This window comes from Bartonella sp. TT119HLJHH (genome assembly GCF_042193385.1).
Classification (GTDB): Bacteria; Pseudomonadota; Alphaproteobacteria; order Rhizobiales; family Rhizobiaceae; genus Bartonella.
The window spans coordinates 70,244-91,160 of the sequence record NZ_JBHILS010000006.1 but is presented as its reverse complement, the minus strand read 5'-3'; the positions used below and the strand labels follow the sequence as shown (position 1 = coordinate 91,160).

Sequence of the window (20,917 nt, the reverse complement as noted above, 5' to 3'; positions counted from 1 at the left end):
GTTTGCTATCATTTCTTTGTTATGGGGGAAATATTAAAATGATAAAGAAAAAACTTTCACTTTTAAACGACTTTGGTCCTGGTATTTTAGTATGTTTACTCATATCAGCCTTAGCTTATGGCTTAGAAGTTGTAGAAAAACAGCTTTTTGGACAAGCATGGCTTGAAAGCCTTGTTTTGGCAATTCTTTTAGGATCGATTATCCGTAGTTGTTTTTCTTTGCCAACATATTTTCAAAAAGGTATCACCTTTTCTGCAAAAACACTTCTTGAAATTGCTATCGTTCTTCTAGGAGCAAGCATTAGCATTAACGCAGTCCTTTCAGCTGGTTGGAATTTGCTTGCTAGTATCATATTCGTGATATTCGTAACGATTATCCTGAGCTTTGCTATCGGCCGACTTTTCGGGCTTTCTACACATTTGGCAATGCTGGTCGCTTGCGGGAATGCTATTTGTGGCAATTCAGCTATTGTCGCTGTTGCACCTGTCATTAAAGCAAAGCATGACGAAGTAGCCGCATCAATTGCTTTTACTGCTCTTTTAGGAATTCTTATTATTTTATTTCTACCCTTTTTACATCCATCTTTGAATTTGTCATTTAGCCAATATGGCGTGCTTGCTGGTATGGTTGTTTATGCTGTACCGCAAGTTTTGGCAGCAACAGCATCTATCTCTTTTGTAAGCGTCCAAATTGCAACAATTGTTAAATTGGTACGCGTTCTCATGTTAGGTCCTGTTATTTTTATTCTATCAATTATCTATCATCGCTCAGCACAAACACGTTTTCGTCTACATACTCTTGTGCCATGGTTTATAATCGGTTTTATTATCATGATGCTTATCCGCTCAAGCGGACTTATTCCTGAAACGGCTATAAATCCGATCAAACTTATTGCTCAGGTATTCACTATCATTTCAATGGCAGCATTAGGTTTAGGTGTTGATATACGATCATTAAAAAAAGCAGGATGGCGCGTCATTTTGACTTCAACCTGCTCCATAATTATTCTCGGTATTTGTAGCCTTATCATGATACAATTGAATGATTTAAATCATATAACATTTTGAAATATGCATTGATTGTTTCTTTTTTCAACGGAGTATACAATCAATCCAAAGTCTTACTACTACTAAAATCAGCTCTTTCATAAAACCAGCAAAAATTCTAAAAATTTGCCTATTATTCTATACAAAAATTGAAAGAGCTATAATATGAAGCGCAAACTGCCAAAATTACTTTTTAACCCATAATAATTTGCAGCGATATAGTATTAAATACGTAAATCATACAAAATAATGCTATTTCTTTCATCTCTAATCTCATTAAATTAAAGTTTGTATAAAAGATTGATAAATATACACTTTAATGGGGTTACGTCTCTCACGAAGAACAAAACGCCCAAAACAGAATATATTTATGTTGTGCATTCACGTTCTTGTAAAAAAACACCTCTCAACGCACTTGAGCTCCCTTTCACGGCAGTGCCTATGAATAACATACTGTAAAATCCCCATGACGTGTATAAAATACATTATACTCCCCATCTTTTCGCTTGTGAAGTACAAGCCGGAACGTTATACTATCGGCTCTATTTCTAGCTCCCAATGTTGCCGATAGCGCTTGCATCAAGATGATTCATAAGAGCCATTTTTAGTCCTTTCTTAATAGTTTTTTACCTACACACCAGCCTCGTTTGTGGTGTGCAAGCAAGTGATTTCAATTGATTCAAGATAAGCAGATTTAAAATAAGAAAATCTTACAATGTCCAAGGATCTTATTTAACATGGAAATAATAAATATCATTATAAATCAATGTATTAACAATAAAAACAAATAAGAATCAAATCAATAGCTCATTCTATTCTATAAAAGATATTGTTGCTTATTGGCACTAGTAACTTTCTTATAAATGGAATATACAACAGTAAAAAGATTAAAAATATAACAGGCCTTTTGTTTATCGTTTTATTCAACTAAACTATTTTTATGCTTATCCTTGCTATAGATACTGCTTCAATTTATTGTGCTGTTGCACTCATTTGCCATAAGTCTGTTATTGCGCGCATCAATGAGCGCATGAACAAAGGACATGCTGAAAAACTTATTGGGCAGATTACACAAATAATGACACAAGCCAATATGACGCTTGATCAAGTTGAACGTATTGCTGTCAATATTGGACCTGGATCGTTTACTGGTGTACGTGTCGGTGTTGCAACAGCGCGCGCTTTGGCATTAGCACTTGAGATACCAGCTGTTGGAGTGAGTGCTCTTGAAGCATTAGCCGCACAAGTAACAACCAATGAAAATTCTACATCGGCAATTACTGTTGTTATTGAAGCAGGAAGAGATATGTTTTACCATCAAAATTTCCATAAAGATCTCACACCTTTGGGAGCGCCGGGATTAAAAACAATTGAAAATATCCTCGAAGATTTGCCAAAAAAAACCCGACTGACTGGCTCAGCCGCTGATGTCGTTGTACAGTATATTAAAAACCATAAAATAAACGAAAAAATTGTTCTAGAAAAAATCCCCTGCGAAGCGGCTGATATTGTAAGCTATGCTTATCTTGCTGCCAACAAACAACCACAAAACTCACCTCGCCCACTCTATCTTCGCAGTGCTGATGCAAAACAACAAACCGATTTTGCTTTACCACGAAAAAAATAATGTCCAAATTTTCATTGACAAAAAAAAATTTTGAGATTGCTCCGCTACAAATTAATGATAGTGCTGCTCTTCATCAAATTCATCAACATTGTTTTACCCCTGCTTGGACAAAACAAGCTTTTGATAATTTCTTAACAGATCACTCTATCTTCGGGTACAAAGCTTTTCTCCTTGATCACCCTGATCAAATTTTAGGCTTTTGCCTCTGCCGTCTCATCCTTGATGAAGCAGAAATCATCACAATTGCTGTCCACCCTCATTATCGTCAACAAGGAATTGCTACCCTTCTTGTCGATCGCACAGTTTGCCATCTTCACAACAAGCGCGCTATAAAATTATTCTTGGAAGTAGAAGCTACAAACCTTTCTGCTTTGAACCTTTATCAACGCTTCAAATTTCAAAAAATTTCTGAACGTCTTGCCTACTACCCGTCAAAAAATGGTCGCGGTGATGCAATTATCATGCAAAAAACTTTTAAGCAAATAGATTGAGATTTGTGTAAAAAACATTTAGACATGCGCTATGAATAAAGTAAATCCTAAAAATACGCCTCCTGTTGCTCCTAAAAAGGTTTTCATCAAAACCTATGGATGTCAAATGAATGTTTATGATAGCCAACGGATGACTGATAGTCTCAGTTCACAAGGCTATGTGACAACACAAACTCCCAATGATGCCGATCTTATTCTTGTTAATACCTGTCATATTCGTGAAAAAGCAGCAGAAAAACTTTATTCTGATCTTGGTCGTTTGCGCGTTATGCGTCAAGAACGCACACCTGATAAACCCTTGACAGTTGGTGTAACAGGTTGTGTTGCACAAGCTGAGGGAAGTGAAATTTTGCGCCGTGCTCCAACAGTGGATCTTGTTATTGGTCCGCAAATGTATCACCGCTTGCCAGAATTGTTAGAACAAGTCAAACAAGGAAAAAAAATTATCGAAACAGACTATGCTGTTGAAGATAAATTTGCTCATTTGCCGCCTCACAATAAACATGCAGTAAGAAAACGGGGTGTTAGCGCATTTCTAACAGTACAGGAAGGGTGCGATAAATTTTGCACTTTTTGTGTTGTTCCCTATACGCGGGGTGCCGAAATATCACGGTCCGTCGAGCAAATTACCGAGGAAGCCCGCCAACTCATAGAAGCAGGAGTTAAAGAAATTACGTTGCTTGGACAAAATGTTAATGGTTGGCATGGACAAAGTGTTGATGGAAAAACTTGGCGTCTTGGCGATCTTCTTTACCATCTTGCAAAACTTGATGGTTTAAAGCGTTTGCGTTACACAACCAGCCACCCACGTGATATGGATGATAGCCTTATTGCCGCGCATCGAGACCTTGATATGTTAATGCCTTACCTCCATCTGCCTGTTCAATCAGGTTCAGATCGCATCTTAAAAGCCATGAACCGACAACACAAAAGCTCTCATTATCTTCATCTTATCGAAAAAATTCGAAGCGCACGGCCAGATATTGCCTTTTCAGGCGATTTTATTGTAGGGTTTCCAGGAGAAACAGATGAAGATTTTGAAGAAACTATTAAACTTATTCAACAAGTGCAGTACAGTTCAGCTTATTCTTTTAAATATTCCCCCCGTCCTGGAACAGTGGGAGCCACAATGAAAAATCATGTTGATGAATCTGTAAAAGATGCCCGACTTCAACATTTACAGCTCCTTCTCCTTGAGCAACAAGATGCATTTTTGCGTTCTAAAATTGGTCAAAAAACGAACGTTCTTATCGAAAAACCTGGACGTCACTCAGGGCAAATGGTAGGACGTTCCCCTTGGCTTTTACCTGTTGTCGTCGATACAGAAGCCTCTACAGGTAGCGTGATAGAAATTCATATTAAAAATGCAAGCTCAAACAGTTTTGTTGGTGAAATGATAGATAGATAAATATGCCTCTAAAACCTTGTTCAAAAATAAATATTTTGGAAAACTCTTTTATTTTAAAAGAAAATGATTACATCTAAAGCGTGCACTTTTTGTAAAAAATTGTCTTTTATAAAGTTTACTTAACAAAATGTGCAATATTTATATAGAATGGAGAATAGGCTGAAAGCTTCAACCGAAAAAATAAAGCGTATTAAAGAAAAAGTAAATACGTCCCTTGAAAAAACTGATACCTTGAAACAAACAAGCGTTTCAGATGTGAGCCAAGTTGTTTTGATTTTCGAAAATAATAAATATGCAAAAGCAGTTTTTGGTAAATTTGACGAAAATCTCGCTTATATCGAAAAAAAACTCGAACTTCGTATTCATCCGCGTGGTAATGAAGTCTTAATCCGTGGAAATATTTCTGTTATAAAACGTGCGCAATATGTATTGCAGCAACTTTATGAACGTGCCAAAACACATCAAGAGCTCACTTTATCAGATATAAAAGGAGCGATTGCTATGGCAGATATACCAAAGAAGCAGAAAGAAGATACCATAACACACAAACCTGCAACGAAAACTATACCAGCACGGTTGAGTACCCATAAAAAAATAATTCATCCAAGAACTCCAACACAAGATGCTTACATAAGCGCTATGGAGCATACTGAACTTGTATTTGGTGTAGGACCAGCAGGAACAGGAAAAACGTATCTTGCTGTTGCTCATGCTGCAATGCTTCTAGAACGTGGTATCATTGAGCGAATTATTCTCTCACGTCCAGCTGTGGAAGCTGGAGAACATCTTGGTTTTCTTCCCGGTGATCTCAAAGAAAAAATCGACCCATATTTACGACCACTTTATGATGCCCTTTATGATATGATGCCCGCTGAAAAAATAGAACGTATTTTAGCTTCTGGTGTCATAGAAATTGCTCCTCTTGCCTTTATGCGCGGACGAACACTTGCCCATGCTGCTGTTATTCTTGATGAGGCACAAAATACTACGCCCATGCAAATGAAGATGTTTCTCACACGTCTTGGAGAAGGAACGCGTATGATTGTTACCGGTGACGTAAGCCAAATTGATTTGCCTACAGGGCAAAAATCAGGTCTCATTGAAGCAATTCGCATTCTTTCAAATGTAGAAAATATTGCAATCGTGCATTTTGATGAAAAAGATGTTGTACGCCATCCACTTGTTGCTGCTATCGTTCGTGCTTATGATCGTGATTCAGAAATACAAAATAAAAAAAAATCATTCGCATGCGATGCATTAAAAAATGAATTTGATTCATCATGATTATTATTGATATAATGATTAAAAGCGCAGGGTGGAATGATGAGAAAATGCTTTATAATATCACTGAAAAAGCATTAATGGCAACTATGCATCATGTTTCATTGGCAAATGTTGTAAGCGAGATTAGCTTGCTTTTTACGGATGATGAACATATGGCACAAATCAATGCACAATGGCGCAACAAAAACAAATCTACTAATGTATTATCCTTTCCTGCTTTTCCACTTAAAGCTGGAAATCGACCTGGTCCCATGCTCGGTGATATTATTATTGCCCGAGAAACTGTTGTTTTCGAAGCAGAGAAAGAAGGAAAAACATTTCAAGACCATTTAACACATATGATTGTTCATGGTATCTTGCATCTGCTTGGTTATGACCATGAAACTGATGATGAAGCATATAAAATGGAAAAGCTCGAAAGAGAAATTCTTCAAAAGCTTTCCATAAAAGATCCTTACGCTGAATTGTCTATCAATGATAAAATTTAACTTTTAAAATTAATATTATAAGCATACCATTTAAAGCCTCTTATTTATCTATTATAAGAAAGAAAGTTTAGAAGATTTCAAAACCATGGACAACAAAATAAATACACAAAATAATAGTCAAACATCTTCTAACAATGAAAAAAAAACTTCTCAACAGACGAATCATACAGAAAAATATTCTCTGATGAATCATTTATTTTCATTCTTACGTGGTCGTAATTGTGCACCTACGTCACTGCGCGATGATCTTACCGTTGCCCTCACGACTAACAATGAAAAAGATACCGCCCCCTTCTCGCCTGAAGAACGTACTATGCTGCATAACATTTTACGCTTACGTGAAGCACGCGTGGATGATGTTATGATACCTCGTTCTGAAATCGAAGCATTAGAAATAAACACTTCACTTGGAGAAGCACTTAAATGTTTTGCAAAAATTGGTCATTCTCGCATACCCGTTTATGCTGAAACTTTAGATGATCCGCGCGGCATGATCCATATCCGCGATATTCTTAACTATATGATTCGCTTTATTATCAATCCAACAAAAACCGAACAAAAATCCGATTTGCTTCAATTAAACCATACAGACTTACATACTCCAATCGGTGAATTGGACTTAATCCGAACAGTTCTCTTTGTTCCCAGTTCTATGCTTGCAAGCAAATTATTAACACGGATGCAAACGACACGAACTCAAATGGCTTTAGTTATTGATGAACATGGAGGAACAGATGGTCTCGTTTCAATGGAAGATATTGTTGAGTTAGTCGTTGGGGATATCGAAGATGAACATGATAATGTCGACAATGCTATCGTACGTGAACCAAATAATAAATGGCTCGTTGATGCAAGAACTGAACTAGAAGATGTGGAGAAAGCTCTTGGTCCTGATTTTATCGTAGGGGAATATGGTGATGAAGTTGATACTATTGGTGGTTTGATCGTCTCCATTCTTGATCGCATTCCTGCCAAAGGTGAAATTGTTGAAGCTGTACCTGGCTATAGATTTCGTATTTTAGAAGCTGATAAACGCCGGATTAAACGGTTGCGCATTTTTCGCATTCCAAAAAATGAGAATCTTGAAAACAATGCCATCCCTAAAGAATAGTCCAGCGTTTTTACACAATTTCATCGTTTTTTTGTTCTCTGTTACAGGCTGGAAACGCCAAGCATGGATATTTCTGTGTGGTGCTCTTACTTCTTTTGCACTTCCACCCTTTTATTTAACACCTCTTTGCTTTTTAACTTTCCCTCTCTTTATTGTTTTACTTGACTCAATACAGGCCACAAAAAATAATAAAAAACATTTTTTTACTTACGCTTTAAGCTGTGGAACCTTTGGTTTTAGTTATTTTATTTGCGGACTTTGGTGGCTATGCAATGCTTTGTTAACAGATCCAGATTCTTTTGGTTGGGCCGTCCCATTAGCCATTTTATTCCCTCCACTCTACCTTTCTCTTTATTGGTTTTTTTCTGGTTTCATTGTCGGTTTATTATGGACAAAAGGAATAGCACGCTTTTTTGTTTTAGCCTTTGCATTAGGATTGTCCGAGTGGTTGCGTGCGTTTTTATTCACAGGATTTCCATGGAATTCTCTTGGCTATACAGCCATGCCAACCCCAATGTTCATGCAATCTGATGCAATCGTAGGACTTTACGGAATGAATATTCTTGCTGTCTTAGCCTACAGTTTGCCAACTGTTTTATTAACGGATGAAAAAAAGAAAGTGGCACTTTCTCTTTGCTTATCACTTATCTTCATTCACTGTGGTTTTGGGTTTTATCGTCTTCATACTATAGAAAACACAGCTGAAGATCAAAAAAGTGCTTATTGGGTGCGCATTGTTCAACCGTCCATCCAACAAAATATAAAGTTGCGTGATAATACACGAGAAGCTATGTTGGAAGCGCATATGAAGCTAAGTGCAACACCAACAACCGATCAAAATTCAGAACCTGATTTTATCATATGGCCTGAAGCTTCCGTTCCTTACCTTCTTTATGATAACTCATCTATCACAATGCACATTGCCTCTCTTTTAAAACCTAAACAATGGGCTATTATCGGAGCAATACGCGCCAGCAATGATCTACCTCATTCTCAAACACAATATTTTAATACAATTGCAGTCATTAATGCTCAAGGTAATATTTTAAATACTTCTGATAAACTTCATTTGGTTCCTTTTGGTGAGTATCTTCCTTATCAGAATTTATTGAAAAAAATTGGATTGCGTACCCTTGCCGATACTATTGGTGGATATAGTGCTGCAAGTGTGCGCAAAATTGTTACAATGCCAAACGGATTTTCTTATCTACCCTTGATTTGTTATGAAGCAATATTTCCCCATGAAATGACTTTTAAAGGTTCCCCACCTCAAGCAATTATTAATATTACAAATGATGCATGGTTTGGTGTAACGCCTGGACCCTATCAACATCTTCAACAAGCACAGCTTCGTGCCGTTGAACTGGGAATCCCCCTCATACGGGCAGCCAATAATGGCATATCAGCTGTTATTGATTCTTATGGACGAATCGTTGTAGCTCTTCGACAAAATGCTGTGGGCATTATTGATTCACAAGTTCCATCATCCATTACCCCTATAGGAAGCAATGAATACAGAACTTTCTCTACTTTTATCTTATTCATCCTTATGCTATTGTGTCGTATTGGTTTTGGTTTTACAAAACAGCTTAAATGATTCAAGTGCCCTTTGTACGGTATTATGTTGCGTGTACCAGTAATATTGGGAAAAAATATTACATATTGTTTTAATTATATGATAAATCAGCTGCGCATAAATATGATGTTGATTTAGAAAAAAGTGCTGGAAATAAAGAGTTGCATTATGACCGAAACTAGAAAAAAACCTGACCCTATAGATATCTATGTTGGAACTCGTATCCGTTTACGTCGTAATATTTTAGGACTCACTCAAGAGAAACTAGGTGAAAAATTAGGAATTACTTTTCAGCAAATCCAAAAATATGAAAAAGGAACAAACCGTATTGGTGCCAGTCGTCTTCAAGCGATAGCGGAAATTATGGATGTTCCTGTTTCTTACTTTTTTGATAAAGGTATTACCTCCCAACAAGTAGAGGGTTTTGCCGAAAGTGATCACAATTTTATAGACTTTTGTTCTAGCAGCGAAGGGATTCAGCTCATGCGCGCTTTTACAAATATATCTGATGCTAAAGTGCGTCGAAAAATTATTGACTTAGCAAAAGCACTTTCTGAGGAAGATTTGACAAATAAGTTATAAATTAAAATTATATCTTTTCTCTTTTATTCATATAAATTTGCATTGACTATTTGCTGTAGAATTAGCAAATGGTGACGACTTTAGTAAGCAATTGATTAAATCGTTGGTTTTCTTTTTTGAAGGAGTTCCTATGCCGCATGAAGATTATCTTTTTACGAGCGAATCGGTATCGGAAGGACATCCTGATAAAATTTGTGATCGTATTTCCGATGAAATCGTTGATATGATCTATAAAGAAGCTGAAAAGACTGGTACTGATCCATGGTTAGTACGCGTTGCCTGTGAAACTCTCGTTAGTGTCAACCGTGTTGTTATCGCTGGTGAAGTACGTGTTCCTGATACGCTATTAAAAAAAGATAAAAATAAAGAATTCATCTATGATGAAACTAGCTTTCCACTCATTAATCCTACACGTTTTCGTACAGCAGCGCGCCGTGCTATTCGTACCATTGGCTATGAACAAGCAGGATTCCATTGGAAAACTGTTAAAATTGATGTTCTTTTGCGCCCTCAATCAGCTGATATAGCAAGAGGGGTTGATAATGCTACGGATCGGCATGGTGAAGAAGGAGCAGGTGATCAAGGCATCATGTTTGGATATGCTTGCCGTGAAACACCTGATCTCATGCCTGCGCCAATTTATTATGCGCATAAAATTCTCAAACTTCTTGCCGCAGCCCGTCATAAAGGAGAGGGAGAAACTGGAAAATTAGGACCAGATGCTAAAAGCCAAATAACCATACGCTATAAAAATGGAAAACCGATAGAGGTCACATCCATTGTTCTTTCAACGCAGCACCTTGATGAAAGTTGGGATTCCAATAAAGTACGTACAGTGGTTGAACCTTACATTCGCCAAGCTTTACATGACATTCCCATCGCAGCTCAATGTAGGTGGTATATTAACCCAACAGGAAAATTTGTCATTGGAGGCCCTCAAAGCGATGCCGGATTAACAGGACGCAAAATTATTGTGGATACTTACGGAGGTGCTGCACCCCATGGAGGCGGTGCTTTTTCAGGAAAAGATACAACAAAAGTTGATCGTTCTGCTGCCTATGCGGCACGCTATCTGGCTAAGAATATTGTTGCTGCTCATTTAGCAGAGAGATGCACCATTCAACTCTCCTATGCAATTGGTATTGCACAACCTTTATCTATTTATCTTAATCTTCATGGAACAGGAAAAGTCGATGAAAAAGTTATTGAAGAAGCCATCCGCAAAATAATGGACCTTTCACCTACCGGCATTCGAAAACATCTTGACCTCAATAAACCTATTTATGCGAAAACAGCTGCCTATGGTCACTTTGGCCGTAAACCAAAACACGATGGTTCGTTTTCATGGGAAAAAACTGATCTCGTGAAAACGCTTCAAACAATGATCCAAATCCCATGATTAAACATAATATACGCAAGAGTGAAGCATTTTTTGGACGCCGACAAGGAAAACAACTTCGAAACAGTCAGCTTACACGTATAAAAATGCTTCTCCCCAAATTTAATATTGATTTAAATGTTCCTCCTCCCCCAAACCTTACATCCTTATTTTCAAGCAAAGTAAGAGAAATTCGACTTGAAATCGGCTTTGGTGGAGGTGAACATTTACTTCATGAAATGGAATATTTTCCAAAAACCGGTTTTATCGGCGTCGAGCCCTTCATCAATGGCATGGCAAAAATATTGTTGTCTCTTGAACAGTATCAAAACCATCAAAATCGTCTTCGCCTCTATAATGATGATGCGACACGCTTCCTTGATTGGCTCCCTGATAACTCGCTTGATGGAATAGACCTCTTCTATCCTGATCCTTGGCCGAAAAAGAAACACTGGAAACGACGCTTCATCAACATAAAAAATCTTAACCGTTTTGCTCGTGTTCTTAAAATAGGGAAATTTTTTCGCTTTGCTAGCGATATCGACAGTTATGTAAACTGGACTTTGTACCATTGCGCACAACATGATCACTTTGAATGGAAAGCAGAAAGCCCTCAAGACTGGAAACTCCCTTATCCACTATGGAGTGGGACCCGCTATGAAGCAAAAGCTTTACGCGAAGGACGAACGCCTGCCTATCTTATCTTTATCAAGAAATAAATGATCAAGCGCTTTTCTCATAAACAACTTGAAAAATTTTGAATTTAAGAGTATCAATAGTTAAATTCTTGGTCTTATGATGAAGAGTGGGCCGTTGGACCCGCTCTTTTTTAATATCATAAAACTGATGAAATAACTTGGATAAAATGTATGAACGAAGCTGAAAAAATAAGCAATCTTGACGAACCGCGCTTGTTTGAAGAAGATGGTATCGAAGCACAGGTTGCTGCTCTTGTCATACCACTACTTAAACCTTTAGGTTTTCGTTTGGTTCGTGTAAAACTCCTTGGTCAAAATGGTTTAACACTTCAAATTATGGTTGAACGTGCCGATGGTTCTATGACCATAGAAGATTGTGAAACTGTTAGTCGAACTGTTTCCCCACTCCTTGATGTGCAAAATGTTATTGAACGCAAATATCATTTAGAAATCTCATCACCTGGAATTGATCGTCCATTGGTAAGAAAATCTGATTTTTTTCATTGGCAAGGGCATCTTGCAAAAATTGAAACTAAAATAACAATTGATGGGCGCCGAAAATTTCGTGGGACACTTACGAATATCACGCAAGATGGATTTATTTTAAACACTGACAAAGCAGCTTATGGAGAAGCCATGTACACCCCTATTTCCTTTTGTGATATCATAAATGCGCATTTAGTGCTTACCGATGAGCTTATTCGTGATGCATTGAAACAAAATAAAAATTTAAGTCAACAATTCATTGCCGAAGAGAACGCTAACGACTCTATACAGACGCTCAATTTCAAAAAATAATATCACTGGGAAATACCCATCGTGTGACACAAAGAAGGAGAAAATTGATGGCTACAAGCGCTAACAGGCTTGAGATTCTGCAAATTGCAGATGCTGTTGCACGTGAAAAGTCGATCGACCGTGAAATTGTCATTTCTGCGATGGCTGACGCTATTCAGAAAGCAGCACGTTCTCGTTATGGTCAAGAGACCAATATCCGTGCTGAAATCAATTCCAAAACAGGTGAAATTAAATTACAACGCTTGCTTAAAATTGTTGATGTCGTTGAAGACTATACAACGGAAATTACTTTGTCCGATGCACTCAAACGTCAAGCAGAAGCAAAAGTTGGTGATTTTTTTGCTGATCTTTTACCTCCTATGGATTTTGGACGTATCGCAGCGCAATCTGCTAAACAGGTTATTGTACAAAAAGTACGTGATGCAGAGCGTGATCAGCAATATGAAGAATTCAAAAATAAAGTTGGTGAAATTATTTCTGGTACAGTTAAGCGTGTGGAATATGGTAACGTCATCGTTGATCTAGGGCGCGGTGAAGCTATTGTGCGCCGTGATGAATTAATTCCTCGTGAATCATTCCGCTATGGAGATCGTATTCGTGCTTTCGTCAATGATGTACACCGTGAAACGCGTGGACCACAAATTTTCCTTTCACGCACACATCCCCAATTTATGGTAAAACTTTTCACTATGGAAGTGCCAGAAATTTATGATGGTATTATAGAAATCAAATCTGTTGCTCGTGATCCAGGTTCACGGGCTAAAATCGCCGTTGTTTCACGCGATGGTTCCATTGATCCTGTTGGAGCATGCGTTGGAATGCGAGGAAGCCGCGTACAAGCTGTTGTTGCTGAATTACAAGGCGAAAAAATTGATATTATTCCTTGGTCGCCTGATGCGGCAACATTTGTCGTTAATGCACTTCAACCTGCTGAAGTTTCTAAAATCATCCTTGATGAAGATGCTGAGCGGATTGAAGTTATTGTACCAGATGATCAACTTAGCCTTGCTATTGGACGACGTGGGCAAAATGTCCGCTTGGCTTCGCAACTAACAGGATGGAACATTGATATTTTAACGGAAAAGGAAGAATCTGAAAATCGTCAAAAAGAATTTACTGAACGCAGTAAATTGTTTATGGAAGCCTTAGAGGTTGACGAAATGATCGGACAGGTTATGGCATCAGAGGGTTTTTCTTCTATTGAAGAAATCGCCTATATTGATCTTGAAGAAATCGCTTCTATTGATGGTTTTGACAATGATACCGCCGCTGAAATCCAAAGTCGTGCCCGCGAATATCTTGATCATCAAGAAAAAGAACTTGATGAAAAACGCAAAAAACTCGGAGTTTCTGACGAATTACGAACACTTCCCGGAATGACAAGTGCTATGTTGGTTGCTGTTGGTGAGGATGGTGTAAAAACAATAGAAGACTTTGCTGGCTATGCCGTTGATGATTTAGCTGGTTGGAGAGAACGTAAAGAAGGTCAAACACAGAATTTTTCTGGTATTCTGACCCCTTTTGACATTACACGCGCTGATGCAGAAGCTATGGTTTTAGCCGCACGTGTACAAGCAGGCTGGATAGACCAAGCTGATCTTGTTACAGAAAATCCTGTAGAAAATGAAAATTCTACAGAAAATGAAAAAACAGATGATTTGGATGTGGATACACTTTAAATGAATGAACGGACTTGCATTGTGACCCGAAAAAATGCTTCAGCACAAACGCTGATCCGTTTTGTTATTGGTCCCAATAACCAAATTGTTCCTGATCTTAAAGCGAATTTACCAGGGCGTGGCGTTTGGATTTCTGCCCATCACGCTGTTATTGAGAAAGCAATTGAACAAAAAGCTTTTCATAGAAATTTTAAAACAGATGTTGAGGTTGCACCAAATCTTGTGCATGTTGTTGATACGCTTTTACTAAAAGCCGCTCTTTCAAGCCTTTCCATGGCACGAAAAGCGGGAGCAATTGTTATGGGAGCAACAAAGGTTGACGCTGCTATCCGCTCTGGTAAAGTTATTCTTGTACTTCATGCTAAAGAAACAACAGAAAATGGGAAACAAAAAATTGCACAGGCCATCCATTCAATACAACAACAAACAAATCAGACTATAAAAACCATATCTTTATTTACAAGTGATGAAATGCGCGTGGCTTTTGGCTCTAATCCTGTAATGCACGCCGCTTTATTGGACACAAAAGCTGCTGAAGGATTTCTCAAAGCGACATGTAAATTGATCAGCTATCGTGACGACAAGCATAGTAAGTCTAGTGAGATGACGGCACAAGCCGTGAAGGAAGTACAATGAGTGAAAATAACAACGACAAAACAACCGTCAAGAAGACACTAACTCTCAAGAGGTCTGTCTTGGAAACGAGCACGGTCAAACAAAATTTTAGTCATGGCCGTACGAAGGCTGTCGTTGTCGAAACCAAACGGCGTAAAATTACGCGACCTGATGAAAAAACTGAAACCCTACAGCCCATTACAAAGCCGCATGTGGCCCCCCAGCGTTCTAAACCGCGTTTTGAGGGAAAAAAGCCTCAAGAATCTGTGGCCAAAAGCAATCTTTCATCAACTGAAATGGAAGCAAGACTTCGCGCATTAGAAGAAGCACATATCCAAGAAAGAATAACGCGAGAACAAGCCGAAGAAGAAGCAAGACGCGCTAAAGAGCGTGAAGAAATTTTACAGCAAGAAATTAAAGAAAAAGAAATACATCTCCAACAAGAAGAAGAAATATCGCTAGTACAGACTCCACCTGTTCCCCCTCTCATTGAACAGACAGATATTCCTATTGCGCCTAAAAATACAACCGTGGTTGAAAAACGCAAAATAGATGACAATAAAGAGGAAGAACGGCATAGTCGACGTGCTAATCCTGCTAAATCAGAAATACGTGTACCAAAAGTTGTCAAAGGAGCTGATGAGCGGCGACGCGGAAAACTAACTCTGAATAGTGCACTGGATGAAGAAGGAAGCGCACGTGGGCGCTCAATGGCTGCAATGCGGCGTAGACAGGAAAAGTTTAAGCGTGCACAAAATCAAGAACCAAGAGAAAAAATTTCTCGCGAAGTTGTTCTTCCTGAAACGATTACCATTCAAGAGCTCGCACAACGTATGACTGAGCGTTCTGTTGATGTGATTAAATTCTTGATGAAACAAGGACAAATGATGAAACCTGGCGATGTTATTGATGCAGATGTTGCCGAACTCATCGCTGTTGAATTTGGACATACTGTTAAACGTGTTTTAGAATCTGATGTAGAAGAAGGTATCTTTAATATAACAGATAATCCTCAAAACATGCAGCAGCGTCCCCCTGTTGTGACCATTATGGGCCATGTTGACCACGGGAAAACTTCTCTTTTAGATGCTATTCGCAAAGCAAATGTTGTTTCTGGCGAAGCAGGAGGTATTACGCAGCATATTGGTGCCTATCAAGTAGAACAAAACGGTCAAAAAATTACCTTTATTGATACACCAGGGCATGCTGCATTTACGGCTATGCGTGCACGTGGAGCTCGTGTTACTGATATTGCTGTTCTCGTTGTAGCCGCTGATGATAGTGTTATGCCTCAAACGATTGAATCAATCAATCATGCGAAGGCCGCTGGTGTACCTATCATTGTTGCTATCAACAAAATTGATAAACCAGCTGCAAATGCACAAAAAGTACGTACAGAACTTCTACAACATGAAGTGTTTGTTGAAACTATGGGCGGAGAAACTTTGGACGTTGAAGTTTCTGCTAAAACTGGTCAAAATCTTGATAAACTTCTCGAAGCTATCCTTCTTCAGGCTGAAATGCTTGATCTGAAAGCAGATCCTCAACGAACTGCAGAGGGCGTTATCATTGAAGCCAAATTGGATCGCGGACGCGGATCTGTTGCAACAGTTCTTGTTCAAAAAGGTACATTACACCCTTCTGATATTATAGTTGCCGGAAATGAATGGGGGCGTGTGCGTGCTTTGATTGACGACCATGGCCGCCATGTCAAAGAAGCCGTTCCCTCTACACCAATTGAAATTTTAGGCATGCAAGGTACACCACAAGCTGGAGACCGTTTTGCTGTTGTCACACATGAAGCAAAAGCACGTGAAATTTCTGAATATCGTCAACGATTAGCACGTGATAAAGCTGTTGCACGGCAAACTGGTTCACGTGGTTCTCTTGAACAGATGATGACAAAATTGCAAACGACTGGTGTTAAGGAATTTTCTCTTATTATAAAAGGGGATGTACAAGGATCAATTGAAGCAATCGCTTCAGCATTAGAAAAACTCGGAAATGACGAGGTTCGTGCGCGTATTGTACATTCTGGTGCTGGAGGAATTACCGAAAGTGATATTTCCCTTGCGGAAGCTTCTAACTCTGCTGTAATTGGCTTTAATGTTCGAGCCAATAAGCAAGCACGTGATTTTGCTAAAACACAAGGAATTGAAATTCGTTATTACAACATCATTTATGATCTTGTTGACGATATCAAGGCTGCTATGTCTGGATTACTCTCACCAGAACAGCGTGAAACTTTCCTTGGTAATGCTGAAATTCTAGAAGTCTTTAACATTACAAAAATTGGAAAAGTTGCAGGATGTCGTGTTACAGAAGGTAAAATAGAACGAGGAGCCGGTGTTCGCCTTATCCGCGATAATATCGTTATTCACGAAGGAAAGCTGAAAACACTCAAACGCTTTAAGGATGAAGTCAATGAAGTGCAAAGTGGTCAAGAATGTGGAATAGCCTTTGAAAATTATGAAGACATGCGCGCAGGAGACATCATTGAGACCTTCCGTATCGAACATATTAACCGCACATTATAAAATAATCCAATAACTTTCCTCATTTCACGACAGAGTTAAAGTGATTGGATTTTATAAACAATGTCTCTTTTTTCCTTATCTTGATGATTAAAAAAGAGATCTTGTAGCAGGGATAAAACTTTGATGAAAAATGCAGGGCCATCACAACGACAACTTAGAGTAGCAGAGCAAGTACGTCACGCAGTAGCGCATATACTACAGCGTGGTATTTTACTTGATGATGTCTTGAAAGATATTGTTATTTCTGTCTCTGAAGTACGCATGTCACCAGATTTAAAAATTGCTACTTGCTTTGTATCACCTCTCAGTACTCTTAAAAATGCTTCTCATACCGATGTTGTTGATACCCTCAATAAACATAGTCGTTTTCTCCGTGGAGAAATCAGTCATGCGTTGCGACAAATGAAATATATGCCAGAACTGCGTTTCCGACTTGATAATAGCTTTGATAATTTTTCAAAAATTGATGCCCTCCTTCGCTCGCCTGAGGTTGCACGCGATCTTCACCATAGTGATACAGATGAGGATTAAAGATATGGCGCGGCAACACAAGAAAAAAGGGCGTCCTGTTTCTGGCTGGGTCATATTTGATAAACCAAAAGGAATGAAATCAACAGAAGCTGTCTCACAAATCAAATGGCTCTTCCATGCTCAAAAGGCAGGACATGCGGGTACACTTGATCCTCTTGCTTCTGGTCTCCTTCCCATTGCATTGGGCGAAGCAACCAAAACCGTCCCTTACGTGATGCAAGGCAAAAAAACTTACCGTTTTCATATTGCTTGGGGGCAAGAGCGCTCAACAGATGATCTAGAAGGAGAAATAACGAAAACTTCTCTCAATCGTCCAACACAAGAAGAAATACTTGCTCTTCTTCCTCAATATACAGGTGTTATTTTACAAACACCTCCACAATTTTCAGCAATCAAAATTGCCGGAAATCGTGCCTATGATTTAGCGCGTGAAGGAGAAGTTGTTGAAATTCCGCCCCGTGAAGTGGAAATAGAAACTTTCAAGTTATTAGAAATGCCTACCAAAGAGCATTCTGTCTTTGAAATAACCTGCGGAAAAGGAACTTATGTGCGCTCTTTAGCACGCGATATGGGACGTGATCTCGGTTGCTATGGGCATATTGCTGATTTAAGACGTATTGCCGTTGCACCTTTTGATGAAGAAGATCTCATTACATGGGAGGAACTAAAAGCGGCCATTCCGCCAAATAAAAACACTACAGATGAGAATAATCGTTCTTTTGAAAAAAACTTCTCAACACTCGATGGGCTCTTAATTGACACAAGTGCCGCATTGGATTGCCTCCCTCACTATATCCTTAATGAAACTCAAGCACAGAGAATTATAAATGGTCATTCTATCCTCTTGAATCATCATAAAATACCTCTTGATGAAGAGGAAGTTTGTGTCCTCTATAAGGAACAACTTCTTGCTATTGGCATTCTCGACAAAAGTCTATTTAAACCAAAGCGGATTTTCTCAATTTAATCGATTCTTTTCCACAACCACCTTTTGCGGAAAGATATTTTTCTCTATCAATTAAGAAAAATATGGTGCTTTTCATTGTCTATATTTACCGTATTCATATCAAAATTTAAGTCAGTGCTATAAGCTAATACCACCACACACTTTTTCCTCTTAATGTCGCAATAATCCTTGCATTTCAAGAGATTCATAAGTGGTTTTTTATTTCTTTTTCAATCGTTTTTTACTCACATTTTAATCCTCGTTTGTAATGTGCAAGCGAAGATGTAGACTGATTTACTCTAAACAGATTTGAAATGAGAACAGCTTAAGATTTTTAAGACTATCACTCAACATGAAAATGGCAAATAATCATTATAAATCAATTAATTAACTATTAAAACAGCAATTTTTTGTTATTGTACTTATGCTAACAAATTAATCGAAATAACATTAACATAATTAATATTTACAAAAACTGTTTTAACCTTAAGGGAGATGATCAGAGGAAACTTTTAAAAGCATCTCATTGGCTTGCGGTATTGTTTGGCGTTCAATCATGCGGTGCACTCTTATACCATTAGGAGCACAATTTAAATGGCGCAGACGCTTATTGACTTCTGCATCTGCTTTTGTACGACGATGATTATGGCGTAAATAGTCTACCCATGTTGGCATATGATAAGCCTCTGTCCAATATTCAGGTCTTTCAAGATCTCGTAACAGGACCCACTGACGCGCACCATCACGTAATCGAATATGGCGTCGACGCGTCATCACTTTGAGAAACTCTTCAAGATCATTTTCATGAATTTTATAATCGATCATTATCATGATCGGGCCACTTCTTGCTTTGAGGTCAAGTAATAATTCCGGTTCTCTAAAATGATCAAGAGGATTTAAATCTATCTGAGGAATTTCTTGAATGCTAAATTTTACCCCCGCAAGAGCGCCAAAAATCAAGAATAGAGAACAAACGCTCAAAGCAATTGTTGGAGAATAACCATCAGCCAAAACTCCCCAGATTGCACTTCCAATAGCCATCCCCCCATAAGATGCCGTTTGATAAAGTGCTAAAGAACGTGCAACAACCCAGCGTGGTGTAGAGAGTTGTACAGATGTATTAAACAATGATAATGCCAAAACCCAACATAACCCTGCAGGAAATAAAGCAATATGGCTTATAATCAGGGAACGGCTGATTCCCAATAAAAAGCAAGAAAAGGCAAAACCAATAAATGCACTTGCAATAATTGTTTCTGAACGAAAATGATGCCGTACAACTGCATTAATAATACCTGCGGTCATGGCTCCTAACCCAAAACAACCGAGCAATGTACCATAAAGAAGGGCACTTCCTCCAAGAACTTTATGTGCAACAATTGGCAAAAGTGCTAAAATCGAAATTGCTCCTATACCGAAAAGGAACGCTCGAACCATAATACTTAAGAGATTAGGTGACATCGCAACATAACGCAAACCATCTGAGACAGCTCCTAATAGCCTTTCTCGTGGTAATGAGTTGTTTTCATAATTCGACTTCCAGAAAAATAACGCACCAATAAGAGGAATATAGCTTATAGCATTAAACAAAAAAGCAGCAGATGCCCCCAAAGTTGCAATGATGGCACCACCAATAGCAGGACCAACACTCCGCATTAAATTAAAGCCGACACTATTCAAACTAACAGCAGCAGGAATATTTTCCCTGCTCACAATATCTCCTATCGTAGCTTGCCAAGAAGGATTATAAAAAGCTGTGCCACATCCAATCAAAAACGTAAAACATAACAAAAGCCAAGGTGTTAGAAATCCCATATAGGCTAAAACAGATAAACTCATGGATATGACCATCATCATAATCTGTGCACACAACATAATTTGACGCCGATTAAAATTATCAGCTAATGCCCCTGCCATCAAAGAAAACATAACAAGTGGTAATGTTGTGGCACTTTGAACTAGCCCAACCATGGAATGCGAAGAACTAATCAACGCCATTAACCACCCTGCTCCAACAGCCTGTATCAGCCCCCCTAAATTAGAAATAAGAGTAGATGACCATAAATTTCGAAATACCGCATTACGAAAAAGTTTTAATGTTGAAATGCTCTGCATCTTTTTC

The 20,917-nt window shown here is 38.5% G+C and carries 18 protein-coding genes; 17 read left to right on the top strand and 1 reads right to left on the bottom strand.

Translation table 11 applies throughout. The features are described 5' to 3' along the window. Positions 1 to 38 precede the first annotated feature (38 nt). From ACFIJL_RS04860 to truB, 17 genes are all read left to right on the top strand, one after another. A complete protein-coding gene (locus ACFIJL_RS04860) occupies positions 39 to 1,067 on the top strand; it encodes a YeiH family protein (protein ID WP_375623057.1) in 1,029 nt (342 codons plus the stop codon). A gap of 919 nt (positions 1,068 to 1,986) precedes the next feature. Beyond that, positions 1,987 to 2,673, top strand: coding sequence for a tRNA (adenosine(37)-N6)-threonylcarbamoyltransferase complex dimerization subunit type 1 TsaB (tsaB, locus tag ACFIJL_RS04855; protein WP_375623055.1), 687 nt, complete (start codon positions 1,987 to 1,989; stop codon positions 2,671 to 2,673). Continuing rightward, on the top strand, positions 2,673 to 3,164 hold the full coding sequence (gene rimI / locus ACFIJL_RS04850) for a ribosomal protein S18-alanine N-acetyltransferase (RefSeq protein WP_375623053.1): 492 nt from the start codon (positions 2,673 to 2,675) through the stop codon (positions 3,162 to 3,164). The genes tsaB and rimI overlap by 1 nt, the downstream gene beginning before the upstream one ends. Before the next feature lie 31 nt (positions 3,165 to 3,195). Continuing rightward, positions 3,196 to 4,572: a tRNA (N6-isopentenyl adenosine(37)-C2)-methylthiotransferase MiaB gene (miaB, locus tag ACFIJL_RS04845; RefSeq protein ID WP_375623051.1), complete on the top strand. Its 1,377-nt coding sequence runs from the start codon at positions 3,196 to 3,198 to the stop codon at positions 4,570 to 4,572. A gap of 159 nt (positions 4,573 to 4,731) precedes the next feature. Continuing rightward, positions 4,732 to 5,856, top strand: coding sequence for a PhoH family protein (locus ACFIJL_RS04840; protein ID WP_375623107.1), 1,125 nt, complete (start codon positions 4,732 to 4,734; stop codon positions 5,854 to 5,856). Continuing rightward, entirely contained in the window at positions 5,853 to 6,344 is a 492-nt protein-coding gene (gene ybeY, locus ACFIJL_RS04835) for an rRNA maturation RNase YbeY (protein ID WP_375623049.1), read from the top strand. Before ACFIJL_RS04840 ends, ybeY begins: the two co-directional genes overlap by 4 nt. Before the next feature lie 85 nt (positions 6,345 to 6,429). Next, positions 6,430 to 7,455, top strand: coding sequence for a hemolysin family protein (locus ACFIJL_RS04830; protein WP_375623047.1), 1,026 nt, complete (start codon positions 6,430 to 6,432; stop codon positions 7,453 to 7,455). Then, on the top strand, positions 7,418 to 9,052 hold the full coding sequence (lnt, locus tag ACFIJL_RS04825) for an apolipoprotein N-acyltransferase (RefSeq protein WP_375623045.1): 1,635 nt from the start codon (positions 7,418 to 7,420) through the stop codon (positions 9,050 to 9,052). Before ACFIJL_RS04830 ends, lnt begins: the two co-directional genes overlap by 38 nt. A gap of 147 nt (positions 9,053 to 9,199) precedes the next feature. After that, the gene (locus ACFIJL_RS04820) at positions 9,200 to 9,613 is read left to right on the top strand and encodes a helix-turn-helix domain-containing protein (RefSeq protein ID WP_012754634.1); all 414 of its coding nucleotides are present in this window, start codon (positions 9,200 to 9,202) and stop codon (positions 9,611 to 9,613) included. A gap of 130 nt (positions 9,614 to 9,743) precedes the next feature. Further along, entirely contained in the window at positions 9,744 to 11,012 is a 1,269-nt protein-coding gene (gene metK / locus ACFIJL_RS04815) for a methionine adenosyltransferase (RefSeq protein ID WP_375623043.1), read from the top strand. Next, positions 11,009 to 11,710, top strand: coding sequence for a tRNA (guanine(46)-N(7))-methyltransferase TrmB (locus ACFIJL_RS04810; RefSeq protein WP_375623041.1), 702 nt, complete (start codon positions 11,009 to 11,011; stop codon positions 11,708 to 11,710). Before metK ends, ACFIJL_RS04810 begins: the two co-directional genes overlap by 4 nt. 150 nt (positions 11,711 to 11,860) lie before the next feature. Continuing rightward, positions 11,861 to 12,487: a ribosome maturation factor RimP gene (gene rimP / locus ACFIJL_RS04805; RefSeq protein ID WP_375623039.1), complete on the top strand. Its 627-nt coding sequence runs from the start codon at positions 11,861 to 11,863 to the stop codon at positions 12,485 to 12,487. Between the two features lie 47 nt (positions 12,488 to 12,534). Continuing rightward, a complete protein-coding gene (gene nusA / locus ACFIJL_RS04800) occupies positions 12,535 to 14,166 on the top strand; it encodes a transcription termination factor NusA (protein ID WP_375623037.1) in 1,632 nt (543 codons plus the stop codon). After that, positions 14,167 to 14,802: an RNA-binding protein gene (locus ACFIJL_RS04795; protein WP_375623035.1), complete on the top strand. Its 636-nt coding sequence runs from the start codon at positions 14,167 to 14,169 to the stop codon at positions 14,800 to 14,802. Further along, on the top strand, positions 14,799 to 17,318 hold the full coding sequence (infB, locus tag ACFIJL_RS04790; RefSeq protein ID WP_375623033.1) for a translation initiation factor IF-2: 2,520 nt from the start codon (positions 14,799 to 14,801) through the stop codon (positions 17,316 to 17,318). Before ACFIJL_RS04795 ends, infB begins: the two co-directional genes overlap by 4 nt. Positions 17,319 to 17,441: 123 nt before the next feature. Continuing rightward, the gene (gene rbfA, locus ACFIJL_RS04785) at positions 17,442 to 17,849 is read left to right on the top strand and encodes a 30S ribosome-binding factor RbfA (protein ID WP_375623031.1); all 408 of its coding nucleotides are present in this window, start codon (positions 17,442 to 17,444) and stop codon (positions 17,847 to 17,849) included. A 4-nt stretch (positions 17,850 to 17,853) separates the two neighbouring features. Further along, entirely contained in the window at positions 17,854 to 18,816 is a 963-nt protein-coding gene (truB, locus tag ACFIJL_RS04780; protein ID WP_375623029.1) for a tRNA pseudouridine(55) synthase TruB, read from the top strand. A 465-nt stretch (positions 18,817 to 19,281) separates the two neighbouring features. Here the strand turns inward: truB and ACFIJL_RS04775 are convergent, their stop codons facing one another. After that, positions 19,282 to 20,910 carry an MFS transporter gene (locus ACFIJL_RS04775; RefSeq protein WP_375623027.1) on the bottom strand — a complete coding sequence of 543 codons (1,629 nt, stop codon included), beginning with the start codon at positions 20,908 to 20,910 and terminating at the stop codon, positions 19,282 to 19,284. Positions 20,911 to 20,917 lie beyond the last annotated feature (7 nt).